The sequence below is a fragment of the Bacillus sp. PK6-026 genome (assembly GCF_054161455.1).
On sequence record NZ_CP096418.1, the window covers coordinates 3,674,815 to 3,691,820 of the forward strand.

At 47.8% G+C, this 17,006-nt stretch carries 16 protein-coding genes and 1 tRNA gene; 5 read left to right on the plus strand and 12 right to left on the minus strand.

Annotation, left to right across the window (positions count from 1 at the left end; all coding sequences use genetic code 11):
• Positions 1-329 precede the first annotated feature (329 nt).
• Positions 330-854, plus strand: a complete 525-nt coding sequence (locus M1D59_RS18775; RefSeq protein ID WP_023856337.1) for an NAD(P)H-dependent oxidoreductase — start codon at positions 330-332, stop codon at positions 852-854.
• 240 nt (positions 855-1,094) lie between these two features.
• Here the strand turns inward: M1D59_RS18775 and M1D59_RS18780 are convergent, their stop codons facing one another.
• The 8 genes from M1D59_RS18780 to M1D59_RS18815 form a co-directional block, all read right to left on the minus strand.
• A complete protein-coding gene (locus M1D59_RS18780; protein WP_456283132.1) occupies positions 1,095-2,378 on the minus strand; it encodes an MFS transporter in 1,284 nt (427 codons plus the stop codon).
• 69 nt (positions 2,379-2,447) lie between these two features.
• Positions 2,448-3,398, minus strand: a complete 951-nt coding sequence (locus M1D59_RS18785; RefSeq protein ID WP_216919464.1) for a phosphoglycerate dehydrogenase — start codon at positions 3,396-3,398, stop codon at positions 2,448-2,450.
• Positions 3,399-3,425: 27 nt separating this feature from the next.
• A complete protein-coding gene (gene pdxA / locus M1D59_RS18790; RefSeq protein WP_229129256.1) occupies positions 3,426-4,424 on the minus strand; it encodes a 4-hydroxythreonine-4-phosphate dehydrogenase PdxA in 999 nt (332 codons plus the stop codon).
• Positions 4,425-4,427: 3 nt separating this feature from the next.
• A complete protein-coding gene (locus M1D59_RS18795; RefSeq protein ID WP_458117590.1) occupies positions 4,428-5,699 on the minus strand; it encodes a four-carbon acid sugar kinase family protein in 1,272 nt (423 codons plus the stop codon).
• A 13-nt stretch (positions 5,700-5,712) separates the two neighbouring features.
• Positions 5,713-6,879, minus strand: a complete 1,167-nt coding sequence (locus tag M1D59_RS18800; protein ID WP_025810727.1) for an iron-containing alcohol dehydrogenase — start codon at positions 6,877-6,879, stop codon at positions 5,713-5,715.
• Between the two features lie 13 nt (positions 6,880-6,892).
• A complete protein-coding gene (gene dapA / locus M1D59_RS18805; protein WP_020453040.1) occupies positions 6,893-7,780 on the minus strand; it encodes a 4-hydroxy-tetrahydrodipicolinate synthase in 888 nt (295 codons plus the stop codon).
• A 145-nt stretch (positions 7,781-7,925) separates the two neighbouring features.
• Positions 7,926-9,644 carry a PrpR N-terminal domain-containing protein gene (locus M1D59_RS18810; protein ID WP_458117591.1) on the minus strand — a complete coding sequence of 573 codons (1,719 nt, stop codon included), beginning with the start codon at positions 9,642-9,644 and terminating at the stop codon, positions 7,926-7,928.
• A gap of 99 nt (positions 9,645-9,743) precedes the next feature.
• Entirely contained in the window at positions 9,744-10,067 is a 324-nt protein-coding gene (locus M1D59_RS18815) for a winged helix-turn-helix transcriptional regulator (protein ID WP_020453042.1), read from the minus strand.
• 172 nt (positions 10,068-10,239) lie between these two features.
• Here M1D59_RS18815 and M1D59_RS18820 point away from each other — a divergent pair, with 172 nt between their 5' ends.
• The 3 genes from M1D59_RS18820 to M1D59_RS18830 all read left to right on the plus strand — a co-directional run bounded on the left by M1D59_RS18820 (position 10,240) and on the right by M1D59_RS18830 (position 14,755).
• Positions 10,240-11,334 carry an NADH-dependent flavin oxidoreductase gene (locus M1D59_RS18820; protein ID WP_458117592.1) on the plus strand — a complete coding sequence of 365 codons (1,095 nt, stop codon included), beginning with the start codon at positions 10,240-10,242 and terminating at the stop codon, positions 11,332-11,334.
• Between the two features lie 348 nt (positions 11,335-11,682).
• Positions 11,683-13,128 (plus strand): glycoside hydrolase family 68 protein, encoded by a 1,446-nt coding sequence (locus M1D59_RS18825; protein WP_023856345.1) that lies wholly within the window; start codon positions 11,683-11,685, stop codon positions 13,126-13,128.
• 79 nt (positions 13,129-13,207) lie between these two features.
• Positions 13,208-14,755, plus strand: coding sequence for a glycoside hydrolase family 32 protein (locus M1D59_RS18830; RefSeq protein ID WP_458117593.1), 1,548 nt, complete (start codon positions 13,208-13,210; stop codon positions 14,753-14,755).
• Positions 14,756-14,819: 64 nt separating this feature from the next.
• Here M1D59_RS18830 and M1D59_RS18835 read toward each other — a convergent pair whose 3' ends face one another.
• The 3 genes from M1D59_RS18835 to M1D59_RS18845 form a co-directional block, all read right to left on the minus strand.
• Positions 14,820-14,972: a hypothetical protein gene (locus M1D59_RS18835; RefSeq protein ID WP_164468296.1), complete on the minus strand. Its 153-nt coding sequence runs from the start codon at positions 14,970-14,972 to the stop codon at positions 14,820-14,822.
• Positions 14,973-15,098: 126 nt separating this feature from the next.
• Positions 15,099-15,174, minus strand: a tRNA-Arg gene (locus M1D59_RS18840).
• A 142-nt stretch (positions 15,175-15,316) separates the two neighbouring features.
• Positions 15,317-15,436, minus strand: coding sequence for an NINE protein (locus tag M1D59_RS18845; RefSeq protein ID WP_229029901.1), 120 nt, complete (start codon positions 15,434-15,436; stop codon positions 15,317-15,319).
• A gap of 283 nt (positions 15,437-15,719) precedes the next feature.
• Between M1D59_RS18845 and clpP the strand changes: the two genes are divergently transcribed.
• Positions 15,720-16,316, plus strand: a complete 597-nt coding sequence (gene clpP, locus M1D59_RS18850; protein WP_003185550.1) for an ATP-dependent Clp endopeptidase proteolytic subunit ClpP — start codon at positions 15,720-15,722, stop codon at positions 16,314-16,316.
• 74 nt (positions 16,317-16,390) lie between these two features.
• On the opposite strand, the gene M1D59_RS18855 is transcribed toward clpP, so the two are convergent.
• Positions 16,391-16,966: an LOG family protein gene (locus tag M1D59_RS18855; RefSeq protein ID WP_023856348.1), complete on the minus strand. Its 576-nt coding sequence runs from the start codon at positions 16,964-16,966 to the stop codon at positions 16,391-16,393.
• Between the last annotated feature and the right edge of the window lie 40 nt (positions 16,967-17,006).

Genomic DNA, 17,006 nt, shown 5'->3' on the forward strand with positions numbered 1-17,006 from the left:
TCCATTTCAACTTGCCTAAAATTCGGAATAATCGCATTAATAGATATCGCCCGATCATGAAGATCCATGTCTATAGCTCCGTTTTCACCTGTTTGCCTTATTTTTTCATGGCAGTCTTTAAGAGACTTTTTACTTATGTTTATATATAAATGAAGAAACTCGGATTTTGACCTTTCGCATCTTCCTCCAAGGCATGCAAATTCTGTGTCTTGCGGCTTATATCAAGACCTTTGTCACGGCCCGATTCCTTGAATAGGGATGAAGCGTTTTTGTTGAATCCAAGCTGGCTGTTCGTTAAGATGAATAAAATGGAAGAAGGAGATGGAATCATGAAAGTATTGGTACTCGCATTTCATCCGAATATGGAGCAGTCAGTTGTGAACAGAGCATTTGCAGACACATTGAAAGATGCACCCGGCATTACATTCCGCGACCTTTATCAGGAATATCCTGACGAGGCCATTGATGTGGAAAAAGAACAAAAACTTTGTGAAGAACACGATCGGATCGTCTTCCAGTTTCCGCTTTATTGGTACAGCTCGCCGCCACTTTTAAAAAAATGGCTGGACCACGTTTTTCTCTACGGCTGGGCATACGGAACAAACGGCACAGCGCTTCACGGCAAAGAATTCATGGTCGCTGTATCGGCGGGCGCTCCCGAAGAAGCCTATCAGGCCGGCGGGTCAAATCACTATACGATCAGCGAACTGTTACGCCCTTTTCAGGCGACAAGCAACTTCATCGGTACTACATACCTTCCGCCGTACGTCTTCTATCAAGCGGGCACGGCCGGAAAAAGCGAGCTTGCTGAAGGTGCGACACAATACAGGGAGCATGTGCTGAAGTCATTTTAAATGAGAAAAGCCCGGCTTATGAGCCGGGCTTGCAGATTGTTGACAAAATCCCAAAACGACTTTTTGTTTTGGGATTTTGTCATCCTTTCAGCGTGATTGAAAACCCTTGCAGTCTAGGAAGACCGAGCATCGGAGCGGAGCGAATGTTGGAATTCGTGAGCACCGACGCGCAGGCCTGACAACGAATGCGAGGGTTTGTCGACACGCTGAAAGGCCCGGCTTATGAGCCGGGCTTGTTCCTTATACTTGAATCTGTTTCACTTTTCCCAATAGGAATAAATAATTTAAAATGGCAATGACGATCAAGGCAGCTGAAAAAAGGAGCGCCGGCACGAAAGAACCCGTTGCGCCAACGATGAAGCCGGTAATGATGGGCCCGACCACTCCGCCCATATTAGAGACTGTATTTTGAATACCGGCAACCATCGACGTCATATTTTTCGGAGCCACATCCCCCGGAAGCGCCCAGACTTGGGACGCGGCGACAGTCGTTCCCGATTTCGCTACACAAAGAAGGATGACAGCCAGGATAGCAGAATCTGCAAAAGCGGCAAAACCGATGCACGAAGCCATGGCAAGCCCGATAATTAAAAACAGTTTCCGGACGGCTGTCAGCGACAGTTTTCCCTTTGCATATATCCGGTCGGACATCCACCCGGCTCCGACTTCAACGACCATTGCAGTCAAAAGCGGCAGAGACGCCATAATCCCCATCTCGATTAAATCCATGCCCCTTTCTTTGACAAGGTATGTCGGCAGCCATGTGATAAAGAAGTAAGAATTATAATTGATCATGAAAAATCCGATGCACATCGCCCATATGTTTCGATATTTGAATAGCTGATACCACTTCAGCGGCTGGCCGCCGCCCGTTTCTTCCATGTGAGCCTGCCCTTCCCGAATATGAGCCAGTTCCGCCTCATTAACGCGCTTATGATCTGCGGGATTCTCCTTAAAGAAAATCATCCAGACAATTCCCCACACGATACCGACAAGTCCGATCAAAAGAAACGTCAGTTTCCAGTCAAAAACTGCTATCATCCAGGCGATCAAAGGCATGGCAACAGCTCCGCCAAACTTTGACCCGCTGTCAAAAATTCCGGCTACTGTCGCCCTTTCTTTTTTCGGAAACCATTTGGCGGCGATCCCCGCATTGCTCGGATATGCAGCAGCCTCTCCGACTCCCAGTGCGACCCGCAGCCCGAGCAGGGATTTGAAGCCTGTCGCAAGACCCGTCAGCGCCGTAGCAACAGACCACCAGACGACCGCAAAACCGAGCGTTTTTTTCTGGCCATACTTGTCGGCCGCCCAGCCTGAAGGCAGCTGCAGCAAAGCGTACGACCAGAAGAAACCGGACATGATGATTCCCATTTGGCCGGCTGTCAAGTTGAATTCCTCGGTAATATAAGGAGCGGCAGCCGAGAGCACTGTCCGGTCAATATAATTGATGGCAATCGCAGCCCACATCATAAACGCGACAACCCAGCGTACATTTGACTTTTTTTGAATCGGGTGATTCAACATGTTATCCACCTCATCCTATTTGTAGAAAACGCTTTCAAATCATGATGCAGGGCATGAATGAAAACACATTCACAACCCGTTGACGACAAACTCCGGTTTTTGTTTGTCGATCAGTACACTAGCGATGTTTTTGACGCATATCATCCCAAGGTTCTGTACGGCATCTCGGGTGTACCCCGCGATATGCGGCATGGCGATAAAACGGTCCAGCTCAAAGAGAGGGTGCTGCTTCAGCGGTTCGGTTTGATACACGTCAAGCGCAGCCCCTGCGATGCTCCCGTTCGCCAAGGCATCATATAACGCACACTCAGACACGATGCCTCCCCTTGAAGCATTGATCAGATAAGATGTTTCTTTCATAGCGGCTAATTCTTTTTCACCGATCATGTTTTCCGTTTCGGCTGTGAGCGGCATATGAAGGGTGATAAAGTCGCTTTCTTTCAAGAGGTGATCAAGCTCCGTAAATTGGATGTGATGATCGGCTGCGAATGCACGATCGGGAAACACATCATAGGCTAAAACAGTCATATTGAAGCCTTGCGCCCGTTTGGCGACTTCTTTTCCGATCATGCCAAGTCCGACGATGCCGAGTGTTTTGCCGTAAACGTCAGATCCAAAAATCCTCGGCCATTTTCCCAGCTTTGTCTCCCTGTCGGCTGCAGGAATCTGTCTTGCAGCCGATAGCATGAGGCCGAATACAAAATCGGCGACTGCATGCTTGTTGGCGTTGGGAGCATTCGTCACCCAGACATTGCGCTCTTTCGCAGCGTGCAGATCAATATTGTCGACACCGACGCCATGTTTGCAGACAATTTTTAAAGAAGGGAGACGATCCAGGACATACGGCGTAATCTGGTTAAACGCCACGATCGCGGCATCCGCTCCGCCTGCTGCTTCTATGAACTGCTCCTCGGTTATATCTGCAGGAAGGCGTTCCAGCGATATGCCTTTTTTCTTCAAAAACAAGACGGGATTGTCTGAGTATTTCGCAAATGACGGTGATGTACATACGACTTTCATAAGATGCACCAACCTTCTTTCATTTTTCTACGATTTGGGCGCCAGCTCAGCGGCTGACCGCAAAGCAGCGAGCATGCTTCTTTCATCGGCTTTGTTCTGCCCCGCAATGTCAAATGCGGTTCCGTGGTCGACAGAGGTGCGTATGATCCCGCCGTTTAATCCGACCGTAATGTTGACGCCCTCTTCCAACCCGAGGACTTTGACCGGTATATGCCCCTGGTCGTGGTAGCAGGCTACGACCAGGTCAACATCTCCTCTGACAGCTTTGTAAAACAGCGTGTCTGCGGGGTATGGGCCGCCGGCATCAATTCCCTCAGCTGCCGCCTGCTCAATCCCCGGAAGCAATTGCCGTTCTTCCTCGCCGCTTCCAAACAGGCCGTTTTCCCCTGCATGGGGGTTGATTCCGCAAACAGCAATTTTCGGCTGTTCGAATCCGGCTCTTGTCAATGTATCATGTGCGAGACGGATGACTTTATAGGTCCGCTCCGGCGTAATCGACTGAATCGCCTCGATCAGCCCTTGATGCGTTGTCAGGTGAATCACCTTCAGCTTTGGCGAAGCCAGCATCATGCTGTAGTCTGTCGTATTCGTTAAATGAGCGAGAATTTCCGTATGCCCCGGGTATCGGTGTCCGCCTTTATGCAGCGCCTCCTTATTTAAAGGCGCTGTGCAAATCGCTTGAATACAGCCTTTTTTAGCGAGCTCAACCGCTTTTTTCACGAAATGGAAAGCGGCGTTTCCAGCTTCAGCCAATACCTTTCCGACAGGCAGGTTTTCAGGCAGCAGATCGATATCGAGGCAATCGATCTTTCCATGTACAAAACCGCCCTCGTCCGGATGCCCGACCTTGTTAATGACAACCTCTGATCCGATTTGGAAGGCGGCTTTTTTCAGCATTTTCATATCGCCGATGACGAGCGGCCTGCACATGTCATACACTTCGCGGGACTTGAGGGCTTTTACGATAATTTCCGGACCGACGCCTGCCGCGTCGCCCATTGTAATGCCGATAACCGGTTTCTTCATTGTTTATCCTCCTTGTAGCTTGATTGCCGCACTTGCCATCACCGAACGCGAGCCAAAATTTCCGGCCTTTGTCACAATGTACAATTCTTCACCGGCTGCTCCCAGCGGAATGCCGGGCTCTACTTCGTCCAGCAATCGTATCTCATGAATCCGAAGCTGATGCAGCACTTGGTATGCCGTGTCACCTCCGGTTAAAAACAGACGTCTCACATGAAAGGCTTGAATCAGCTCGCCCGCCAATTCGCCTAGTGCACCGGACACCGCATTGCTCGTTTGAACCGGGGTGAGTCCGTGGCTTTCACCAATCTTCTGTGTCTCTGCCGCATTGTCCGAGGTGCAGAGGACGATGTGTTTCGAACGGCGGCGGACGTCCGCCGCCCTCTCCTTCAGCCGTTCGAACTCGTTTCTTTTCTCAGCTCCGCCGCACAGCACGCGCTCTGATCTCATTTCAATTTTTTCAGCCGCACGTCCGGCGAATAGTTCGTGAAGCTGTTCCCTCCCCTTCCGACTCATGCTTCCGACGACAAACATGATCGGCTGGTCGGAAAACGGAACGGTTTGACCGAGCTCCCTTTCTTTCAGATTGAACGCTTTGGGCAGGCAGCTCATCAAGCCTGCCGAACCGGATAAAATGATAGAATACGGCAAACTCTCCAAAATAAGCGCCAGATCCTGCAGATCGGATTCGTGAACCGAATCGGCCGTCACATATGAAATCCCTTCCGCCCGAAAGCGTTCCAGCTTGTTGCGAACATGCCCGTGTCCACGGCGGATGTCTTCATATGATAAATGCCCGCTCTTATTTCGAGTCTGCTTTTCTATTAATCTTTGAATATTCGACTCGGCTACAGGCGTTTTCGGATCGTTTGCCGCTTCGGTTTCTTCAAGCTTTACGCCGTTCACATAATGGACGCCGCCGATAACCTGACGTCCGTTTTGAGGGTAGCCGGGAGCGATCAGCACAAAATCCGGCTGAAACACTTCGTGCATCGCTTGAAGCTCGGCTCCGATATTTCCCCTCATCGTGCTGTCGATTTTTTTGTAGACGATATCAAACGATTGCCGGGAGATGTGTTCACTGATGTTTTTCACAGTCGCCTTCGCCTCTGCGGCTGACAGCGATCTGCTGTCCGTATTGAAAATAACGACGCCTTCCGTTTCCCGTCTGGTGAATTCGGCGTCGAGTTTGACGGAAACATCCATCCCGTAATGAACAAGCTGACCGCCGCAGTCGTTCGCTCCCGTCAAATCATCCGCGATGATTGCAATTTTCAAATGTCTTCATCCTTTAGTTGATTAGTTTTCGATAGATGTCTTTTATATTTTCCAGACTGAGCGGTTTCGGATTGTTATGAAGCAGGCGCGTCACTTTTGAAGCTGAGTCGGCTAAATCGTCCACGTCGCTTGCGGTTACGCCGAACGCTTTTAAATCCTGAGGAATATTCAGCCGCTTCGTCCACTCTCTTATTTTCTGCACAACAGCCTCAGCCGCTTGTTCGGCGGTCAAATCAGATGCAGCGATTCCCATCGTTTCTGCCGCAAGAGACAGCCGTTTTGTAATAGCATCCATATTAAACTCCATCACATGCGGAAGGAGCATCGAATTGGCGACACCGTGGGGAATTCGGTATTTCCCCCCAAGCGGATAGGCGAGGGCATGAACGGCAGCAGTACCGGCAGCCGTCAGCGCCATTCCGCCATACGTCGAACCGAGCAGCATGTTTTCTCTCGCTTGTATCGATGAACCGTTTTCATACGCTTCCACAATACTTGCCGAAATCAATCTGATGGATTCTAAAGCGAACATATCGCTGATCGGGTTTGCTTTCGTCGAAATGAACGATTCAAGCGAATGGGTGAATGCATCCATTCCGGTAGCCGCCGTAATTGATTTTGGCAATCCAAGGGTGATGATCGGGTCAAGAATGACAAGTTTCGGCAAAAGAAGCGGACTGACGATGCCGACTTTCAATTCCTCTTCGGGAAGCGTAACGATCGCGTTCGGCGTCACCTCTGCGCCTGTCCCCGAGGTACTCGGAATCAGCACGGTCGGGATTCCCGGCTTTTCGACCAAATCTGTCCCGAGCAGCTCCTCGACCTTTTTTGAATTCGTTTGCAGCACGGACAATATTTTCGTTCCGTCCAGCACGCTGCCTCCGCCGATTCCGATGAGAATGTCGTATCGTTTATCACGGATTCCTCTAAATACGTCTTCAATATTTTGTGCGGTCGGTTCCGGCAATATGGCTGTGCAAACATCTGACTGAATGCCAATCTCTGTAAGCTGAGCCTGTACTTCTCCGATCGCGCCAAGTTTGACAATCGACGGCTGGGTAATAATCAGCGCCCTGTCCGAATTCGGTACAATCGTTCGTACATGATCTTTGAGCCTGCGGATGGAATGTTCGCCCGCAACGATATGATCGGCTGTCCGAAATTGATAATTCGCTGGCATTCTTGAAACCTCCCTATTTTGATTGATAGTAAGCGACCATTTTTTCGACCTCCAAGAGCGCCGAACCGGCCAGCTCTTGGATGGGCGCTTTCGGCGGGCCTACAGGGATTGAATAAAGCCCAACCGCTTTTTTCAGTGCCGCCGGGATCGTACCTAAACGAAATGTATCGCGAAGCGGCTGAAGCTCCATCTGGGCAGCCTCCGCCTTTTCAGTCTCACCCTCTGACCAATGGTGGTAAATCGACGTTACGATATCAGGGAGCATATTTGCTGTTGCTGCGACTGCTCCCGCTCCTCCCGCTTGAAGCGTTTTCAATATGAGCGAATCGGTGCCTGCAAAAACGGAAAAGTCCTCATTTTTCGTCAGCTCGATATACTGCTGTATGTTTTCAAAGTTTCCGCTGCTGTCCTTAATTCCAACGATATTATCCACTTTCGCAAGCTCTGCCACTGTTTCTGGTTCTAAATGGAAACCTGTTTTTGAAGGGATATTGTACAAAAGGATCGGAAGTGAAACGGATGCCGCAATTGTTTTATAATGCACCGCCGCTTCTTCCTGTGTCGGTGGAATAAAGAATGGCGTGATGACCGACAGCGCATCTGCGCCAAGCCTCTCCATTTTCTTAGAAAGCCAGATCGCTTCTTCTGTGCTGTTTCCTCCGCTCCCTACCATGACGGGAACGCGTCCTGCCGTCTCTTGAATGATGATTTCTGCAACTTTCAGCTTGTCTCCGGTGTTGAACATATGAAATTCCCCGTTGGTACCCAACGCAAAAAGCCCGTGTACATGAGCATCGATCAAATGGTTTGTCAGCTGTTTCAACGCCGATTCATCAATGCTTTGATCTTCTGTGAGCGGTGTCAGCATAGCGGGATAAATCCCCTTTGGTACGAATCCCATGATTGCCTCCCCTTCCTGTAAAGCGTTTTCAAAAATGATTATATACATAAATGTTTCAATAATCAACGTTATTTATCTAATTATTTTTTATTTATTGTTGCATATTAAAACAAAAAAATAAAACACCGGTTTAGCCGGTGTCTTATCAATGTGACGATTTCAATTTTCTCCAAAGCGTCGTTCTGTTGATGCCGAGCCTTTCCGCTGTTCTTGTTTGATTGTTCCCTTCTTCGGCATAGATTTTTTGAATGATTCTTTTTTCGATCTCTTCGAGCGTTCCGGATAAATCGATGTCTTCTCTTTCTTCCTCGTTCAAGCGGCTCAGGGCCCGTTCGGCGTCAGCCTTCTCGATATAAACGCCCTGCGCTTCAAGGACACAGTTTTGGACCGTTTTTCTCAATTGGCTGAGGTTGCCCGGCCATTTCGCTTCTTCAAGCAGAACACCAGCTTCGCTTCGAAAGCCGACGATTTGTTTGCCGAATGCCTCATTGCTTTCCGCAATAAACAGATAAGCCAGATGCAAAATATCCTCTTTTCTTTCGGAAAGAGGGGGAACGTCCAGTTCCAAATGACAAAGCGCATCATATAAATCGCTTAAAAATTCCCCGGCGCGCCTGCGGGAAGAAGAAACGATCAGCCTCGGCCCGTCATACGGTTCGCTGATCCGCCTGAGTAAAAGCCGTTGCGAGGACGGCGGCATGCGATCGACTTGTTTGATGTATAGCGTTCCTCTCCCTGAAAAGAATTCTTCGCTTTCACACGCCTGTTCCCATTCTGCTTCAGACAGCAAACCGGCATCGATTTTTCGAAACGGCTCATGCTTGTCCTCCCCCTTCATATGGATCAGCCCGGCCAAGCTCTCTTTCCCTGAGCCGGGCGCTCCGTTGATCCATATGGGTTCCCGCCTTGCCGCGAACAACTCCGCTTTTTTCAGCACCTGCTGCATCGTTTCGTTCCTCGATGTTTCCATATAACTCATCCGCAAAGGAGAAAGAATCGCTGCTCCGGGCAAAGAAGAAACGTGAACATCTTTTGCATTTTCCGCGGTAAATACGGTCAATGCCTCGTCTGATGCGAAAAACCTGCGTCCCGTGATATTCCATGTCCGCCCATGCTTTCGGAATCTAAAATGGATGACTCCCTTCTTTTCCGCTTCCCCGATCAGCTCTTCCAGATGATCCATTAAGCCGATTTGTTCGGCAAATACGCCGTTTTGAAAAACCGGCCGCAATGTCTTGTTGTATACTGCATAACCGGTCTCGGCCTTTTGTAAAATGTGATACGGCACAGCGTACTTCTGCTTGATGCTCTCTAAAAAGGAATACAGTTTTTTAGCGTATGCAAAAGCTTTGGCAATGCTTTCTTTTCCGGATGTCAAAAGCAGTCCGTTTAAACCGAGCTGCTCTGCTTTCTCAATTGTGATCACATCGCCGATAATGATCTGATAGCCCTGTTCTTTGAGCTGAAGAAGCACCGGTTCAACATCGCGTTCGTCTGATACGGTGCAGGCGTCGATCCGGATATCCAAAATTTCGCACACTGCTGACGCGCCGTCGGCAATCATCGGAAATCCGACAATTGCCGCTTTGCCGGGATAGCCCTTGGCAAGCGTAAGCACACGCAGCATATCGTATCCCGACACTTCGATATCCACAACCGGAATGGAAACTTCTTGCTGGATCAGCTCAGCGGTTCCACCTCTGCTGATAATCAAATCAGTCCCGTTTGCTTCCGCTTGCTTCGCCAGCTCCACACCCTTCTCTAAATCTCCGGAAGCCGCCTCGAATTCAAAATCCTCGCCGCCTGCCACTTGAATCATCAGCTCTTTTAATCCTTCATATGGAGCAATTGCCATCACTTTCATATTCGATCACCTTTTGTTGCAAATTTAAACACATTATCACTATACCAAAAGGCAGAAACATTTGGAACCGCAAAACGAAGGCAAAATAAAAAGGCTCCATTACGGAAGCCATTTTTCCCCCCACGCGGCCATCTCTTTAAAAATGCCGTGGAACTCTTTACCTTTTTCTGTTAATTCATATTCTACAGTAACAGGAACCGTCGGGAACACCTTCCGGGAAATCATACCGCTTTCTTCAAGATGTCTTAATGTGTCAGTTAATCCTTTAGTGTTGACGTTTCCCAAGTTCCTTCTGAGCTCGTTGAATCGCCGCTTGCCCTGAATGAGCTCGGCGAGAACCAAAAATGACCATTTACCGGAGAAAATTTTCAATACACCCTGTATTAAAGAAGAGCATTCTTTATGATCGACAGCTGAATTCATAGCAATTCCTCCATTGCCTCATTCGCCAATTTTGACTTGATCCTACCATATGGACACCAGAGCATTCAAGAGAACGATCTTACGGTTTATTTTTATAAAGCATATATAAAAAAATTGCGTTCTTGTGGAGCCTCACGGTGGTTGCTATGGTTATATCAAAAGGAGGAAAAACATGAAAAAACAATACGATTCTTTATTCACACCTTTTACTTTTAAAAACGGCATCCAATTGAAAAATAGAATCATCATGCCGCCAATGGGGCATTCATCCTCTATGCCGGGAGGATTCATTTCTGACGACGAACTCGTCTATTATGCCGCGCGGGCGACAGATGTCGGGATGGTCATCACATCTGCGACAACCGTACAGCCCGGAACCGGATTTCCCGGCATTCCCGGAGCTGAGAACGATGATCAAATCCCGGGACTAACCCGGCTTGCAGCTACTTTAAAGAAACATGGAGCAAAAGCAATCCTGCAGCTCTTCCATCCTGGAGCCAAAGGTATAGAGCAGACGGTCAGTGCCAGCGCCGTCGCTCCGAATCAACCGAATGCACCGGTGCCAAGGGCACTGTCTGAGCAAGACATTCAAGACCTTATCCATTCTTTCGGCCAGGCGGCGCGAAGAGCGATAGAGGCCGGGTTTGACGGAGTCGAAATTCACGGCGCAAACGGGTTTCTCATCCATCAGTTCTTCTCTCCTTATTACAACCGGCGCAATGACAGCTGGGGCGGCACTTTAGAGAAACGGATGAGATTTCCGCTTCAGATTATAGAAGAAATCAGACGCGTAGCGGAAAGCTGTCATAAGCCGTCCTTTATCATCGGCTACAAGTTTTCGCCCGAAGAGCCGGAAACGCCCGGAATCACAATGGCTGAAACGTTGCCTTTCGTCAATGCACTGCGGGAACAAGCATTGGATTACCTGCACGTTTCTCTCATTGATTTCCGGTCCTTGCCGCGCCGTGGTGCAGACAAATCCCGCACGCGGATGGAACTGATCAAAGAAGCGGTCAGGGACCGTCTTCCTCTGATCGGAGCCGGGAAAGTACACACACCGGAAGATGCCGTTCAAGCGCTGAAAACAGGTGCCGATCTCGTCGGAATCGGTCGGGGACTTCTGATGGATCCGGAATGGCTTCAAAAAGTTCAAGCCGGAAAAGAGGACGATATTCAAACAACCCTGTCAAGACATGATCAACGAAAGCTCGCAATTCCAGATGCCTTTTGGGAAAGTATACCGATGTATATTGATTTCAACGATTGACGATTCCTCCTTATACGGACTATAGATTCATTAAAAAAGGTGCCTTTTAGCTTAAAATTGATGTCATTTGCAAAAAAATGTATGAGAAAAGAGGAACTTAGACCAGTTGAGTCCCGGAGATGAGTATATTAGAATGATGGTAATTCAATATTGTCGGGATTGTTACTGTCTAAGCAGGCAAGACCTAAAATGTGTGAAGGGCGAAGTCTATCTTTTGCCTATATGACCTTGCACATTTTAGGTCTTTTTTCTGTTCTTCAGGACAATGCCGCAGTTAGGAGGGATGATTGGAAACGTTCATGTTGTCAGGAGCAATCTGTTACATATTGAAAAAGGGAGGAAATATTGATGAACATCAAAAACATCGCTAAAAAAGCGTCAGCCTTAACCGTCGCAGCAGCTCTGCTTGCGGGAGGCGCGCCGCAAACCTTTGCAAAAGAAACGCAAGATTACAAGAAGAGTTACGGATTTTCTCATATCACAAGACATGACATGCTGAAAATTCCCGAACAGCAAAAGAGCGAACAATTTAAAGTTCCTCAATTCGATCCGAAAACCATCAAAAACATCCCTTCAGCAAAAGGTTATAACAAAAATGGAGAACTGATCGATTTAGACGTATGGGACAGCTGGCCGCTGCAAAATGCCGACGGAACAGTCGCTACATACCACGGCTACAATCTTGTTTTCGCATTGGCGGGCGACCCGAAAGACGTCGATGACACATCCATCTACTTGTTCTATCAAAAGAAAGGCGAAACTTCCATCGACAGCTGGAAAAACGCCGGCAGAGTGTTTAAAGACAGCGACAAATTCACTCCTGACGATCCGTACCTTAAGTATCAAACACAAGAGTGGTCAGGTTCCGCCACGCTGACAAAAGACGGAAAAGTCCGACTGTTTTACACAGCTTTCTCCGGCACGCAATACGGCAAACAGACGCTGACAACGGCTCAGGTCAACTTCACGCAGCCGGATTCGGACACACTGAAAATTGACGGTGTAGAAGATCATAAATCGGTCTTTGACGGCGCCGACGGCTCAGTGTACCAAAACGTTCAGCAATTTATTGACGAAGGAAACTACAGCTCCGGCGACAACCATACGCTGAGAGACCCGCATTATGTGGAAGATCACGGCCGCAAATATCTCGTATTTGAAGCCAATACGGGAACAAAAACCGGCTATCAGGGAGAAGACTCTCTATTCAACAGAGCTTACTACGGAGGCAGCAAGCAGTTCTTTAGAGGAGAAAGCAGCAAGCTGCTTCAAGGAGCGAACAAAAAGAACGCTTCATTGGCTAACGGCGCACTCGGAATCATCGAATTAAATAAAGATTATACGCTGAAAAAAGTCATGAAGCCTTTGATCGCCTCCAATACGGTGACTGATGAAATCGAACGGGCCAACCTCTTCAAAATGAACGGAAAATGGTATCTGTTCACAGATTCAAGAGGATCAAAAATGACAATTGACGGCATTGGTGCAAAAGACATTTATATGCTCGGCTATGTATCAGATTCACTAACCGGGCCATTCAAGCCTTTAAACAAATCCGGACTTGTTTTGCACATGGACCTTGATTACAATGACATCACATTTACTTATTCACACTTTGCCGTACCGCAGAAAAAAGGCGACAAAGTCGTCATCACGAGCTACATCACAAACAGAGGAATTTCAAACGAGCATCACGCCACATTTGCACCAAGCTTTTTGCTGAAAGTCAAAGGATCAAAAACATCCGTTGTCAAAAACAGCATTCTTGAACAGGGACAATTAACGGTAAACTAATAAAACGAACGAAAGAAAATGCCGGTGAACATCGGCATTTTCTTTCGTGTGTCATCTTAGAATAAAGCGGGGAATTTTCTTGAAGAAGACAGTATATAAGCGGATTAGCATTTTAACTGTTTGTCTTGGAATCTTCATCATGATATTGGTTTCAGACCGGGAAACAGAAAAAAAGGGAGAATCCCCGGAAACACCGGAATATCGCGCGGCTTTCCATTTGACAACCCCTGACAAGTGGAAAAACGACCCTCAAAAGCCCGTCTATTTCAATGGAAAATATCATTACTACTATCTCTATAACCGGGACTATCCGGACGGCAATGGGACAGAGTGGCGCCACGCGGTGTCAGATGATCTCGTCCACTGGCAGGATCAAGGGGTTGCCATTCCGAAATATACGAATAAAAACGGCGATCCTTGGTCCGGTTCTGTCGTTGTCGACTCACAAAACACAGCCGGCTTCGGCAAAGGGGCGATCGTGGCGATAATGACGCAGCCTTCGGCCAATGACGGGAAGGAAGAACAATTTTTATGGTACAGCCAAAATGGTGGAAAAACATTTAAACCTTACGGTGAAGAGCCGGTATTGCCTAATCCGGACACCGTCGATTTCAGAGATCCGAAAGTGATCTGGGATGAAGAGGATGATAAATGGGTGATGGCGCTGGCTGAAGGAACGAAAATCGGCTTTTACGAATCACAAAATCTGAAGGAATGGCGTTATACAAGTAGTTTTCAAACAGAAAATATCGGCATCATCGAATGTCCGGATCTATTCAAAATGCGGGCGGATGACGGAACATATAAATGGGTTCTCGGAGCAAGCGCAAATGGAAAAGGTGCCGGCAAGCCGAATACTTATGCATACTGGACAGGCAGCTTCAACGGCAACGAATTTACCGCGGACGAAGCGGAACCTCAGTGGCTTGATCACGGCTTTGACTGGTATGCGGGCGTGACATTTGAGGACGGCGAAACAGACGATTCGTACGAGAAACGCTATGCTTTGGCGTGGATGAATAACTGGGATTATGCAAACCGGACGCCGACATGGAAAGACGGCTTTAACGGAACCGATTCGATCGTCCGGCAAATTCAGCTTAAACATAAAGGCGGAAATCAATACAGCCTTGCCTCTCATCCAATCGATCAATTGGATGAATTAACCGAATCGACAGATGAGTTTGAGCGCACCGAAGTAAACGGATCAAAAACGCTTCAGATTAAGGCAAATACCTATCAGCTTGAGGCGGATATCTCGTGGGCCGATCTTAAAAACGCGGGATTCAGGCTAAGAGAATCCGCGGATCGAAAACGCCATATCGATGTAGGAATTTCGGCTGAAGGCGGTTATTCTTTTGTGAACAGAGGATTTACAGGACAGCCTGACAGCACCCGCACCTATTTGGAAAGCAAAGCACCGTTTGATCCGGAAAAAAAGCGGGTGCATTTCACAATCATCGTAGATCAAAACACTGTCGAAGCGTTTATTGATGACGGCGAAACGACGCACTCAAACCTTGCATTTCCAGACCTGAATGATACGGGTATCACGCTCTTTACCGAAAATGGAACGGCCGTCTTTGAAAATCTAAAGATCAAACATATGCGTTCAATCCACGATTAAACAACAACGGGCGGCCAAGCGGCCGCCCGTTGTTGTAAAAGCGCAAAAAAGCGAGCCTTCCAGCTCACTTTCCGTTTCGTTTCGGCACAACAGCAGACAACAAAATCCCCGCCCCGAGGCCGATCAAAAGCCCCGGTGCCGGATGGTCGAATACTATCCCGATGCCTAATCCAATCAACAGTCCTGACGGTATAAAATAATTGTGTTTTTTGTCCATTTAACCCCGCCCCTTCGTCTAGTCATCGCGAGTGACCCCAATTGATATATGCTTCCGGGGAGTCAAATACGACTAAAAGTGCACAAAAAAACAAGGGCGGCTAATGCCAAACCCTTGTCTTGAAAACGCGCTCGGAGGGATTCGAACCCCCGGCAGACGTGGTACCGGAAACCACCGCTCTATCCAGCTGAGCTACGAGCGCACAATATAATTTTTTAACGTCAGCAATTTATATTATAAGGGCTGTTCTTTAAAAAGTCAATCACAATCTCTTGCTCGAAACAATGCAGGTTTAGATTATACTCGATCTTTATTTAATTCGTCCGTTGTTTTCACAAGGCAGATCATACCGTCAATAAAAGACCAAATCTAATCCAGTTGAGAAGCAGCATGGCTGCAGCGTTGCCTGTTCTCTCGTCGAGATAAAATCTATGAGCGGCAACAACGCCGAGAAACCCGATCAGCTTTGGTTTCTTCTTATTTGGAGCTCTGGGCGCTCTTGTCTGCGTTCACATATATAACCGGCTTCCTTTTTTCCTATAAATTAAATTGAAGATCAATGGACTTAGACCCCATTTTTCTATACTTTCCTCTGTAAAGTTGATCTTTTGTTTGAATGTCCTTTAAAATGGGAAAAATAAACCCCAGTATGTCTTTTTAATGAAGGCGGCTTTTTGTTTGACCTTTATTGACCAAAAATGTATGATTAAACTACATACTTACCTTTTAAGGTGAAGGAGGAGCATTATGAATTTAATACCTACAGTCATTGAACAGACGAACCGCGGGGAAAGAGCGTATGACATTTACTCACGCTTGTTGAAAGACCGTATCATTATGCTGGGATCAGCAATCGATGACAATGTTGCGAACTCCATCGTATCTCAGCTTCTATTCCTTGAAGCCGAAGATCCAGAAAAAGATATCAGCATCTATATTAACAGCCCTGGCGGCTCTATCACAGCCGGCATGGCGATTTATGACACCATGCAGTTCATTAAACCGCAAGTCTCTACGATTTGTACGGGAATGGCGGCATCTATGGGTGCGTTCCTTCTCGCAGCCGGCGAGAAAGGGAAGCGCTACGCTCTTCCAAACAGTGAAGTCATGATCCACCAGCCGCTTGGCGGAGCGCAAGGTCAGGCAACAGAAATCGAAATTGCCGCGAAGCGCATTCTTTCATTGCGTGACAAACTGAACAAAATTCTTGCAGAGCGCACTGGACAACCGCTTGAAGTGATCGAGCGCGATACAGACCGTGACAACTTCAAAACGGCTGAAGAAGCAAAAGAATACGGCCTGATTGATAAAGTGCTCACACGCAATATCGACGCACAGAAGTAAACAGCAAAAAAAGCTGCCGAAGTCATCGGCAGCTTTTTTATGTTACCGTACCTCCGCTCATTATGTAAGAGTTTCTATAAATCCTTCCACTTTTTCTCGAGGACAGGGTAGCGATAATCATTCATGTTCCCGATCAATTCCGCGGGGCTCGCCGAAGCATGAATCAGCTGAAGGTGCGATTCATTCGAAAAGCCCTCTTGAACGCTGTATTCGAGCATTTTAAGAAGTGGGTCAAAATAGCCGTTCACATTGTAAAGTCCGATCGGCTTTTGATGAATGCCGATCTGGGCCCAGCAAAGCACTTCAAACAGCTCTTCAAACGTACCGAAGCCTCCGGGCATCGCGATAAAGCCGTCAGCTAATTCACTCATTTTCGCTTTGCGCTCATGCATGCCGCTCACTTCGATCAGCTCTGTCAGCTGCTGATGAACGATTTCCCCTGTAAAAAGTCCTTTCGGCATAACGCCGACAACTTCCCCGCCGTTTTTCAATACGGTATCCGCAATCACGCCCATCAATCCCATTCTCGATCCTCCATAAACAAGGCGAAGCCCCTTCTCGGCAATATAAACACCAAGCTCTGCAGCTTTCTTCTTGTACGCCGGGTCCGTCCCCATATTTGATCCTGAATATACGCATACCGTTTTCACTTTCGCTCACTCCAACTCCATATATTGATAAAAGCAATTA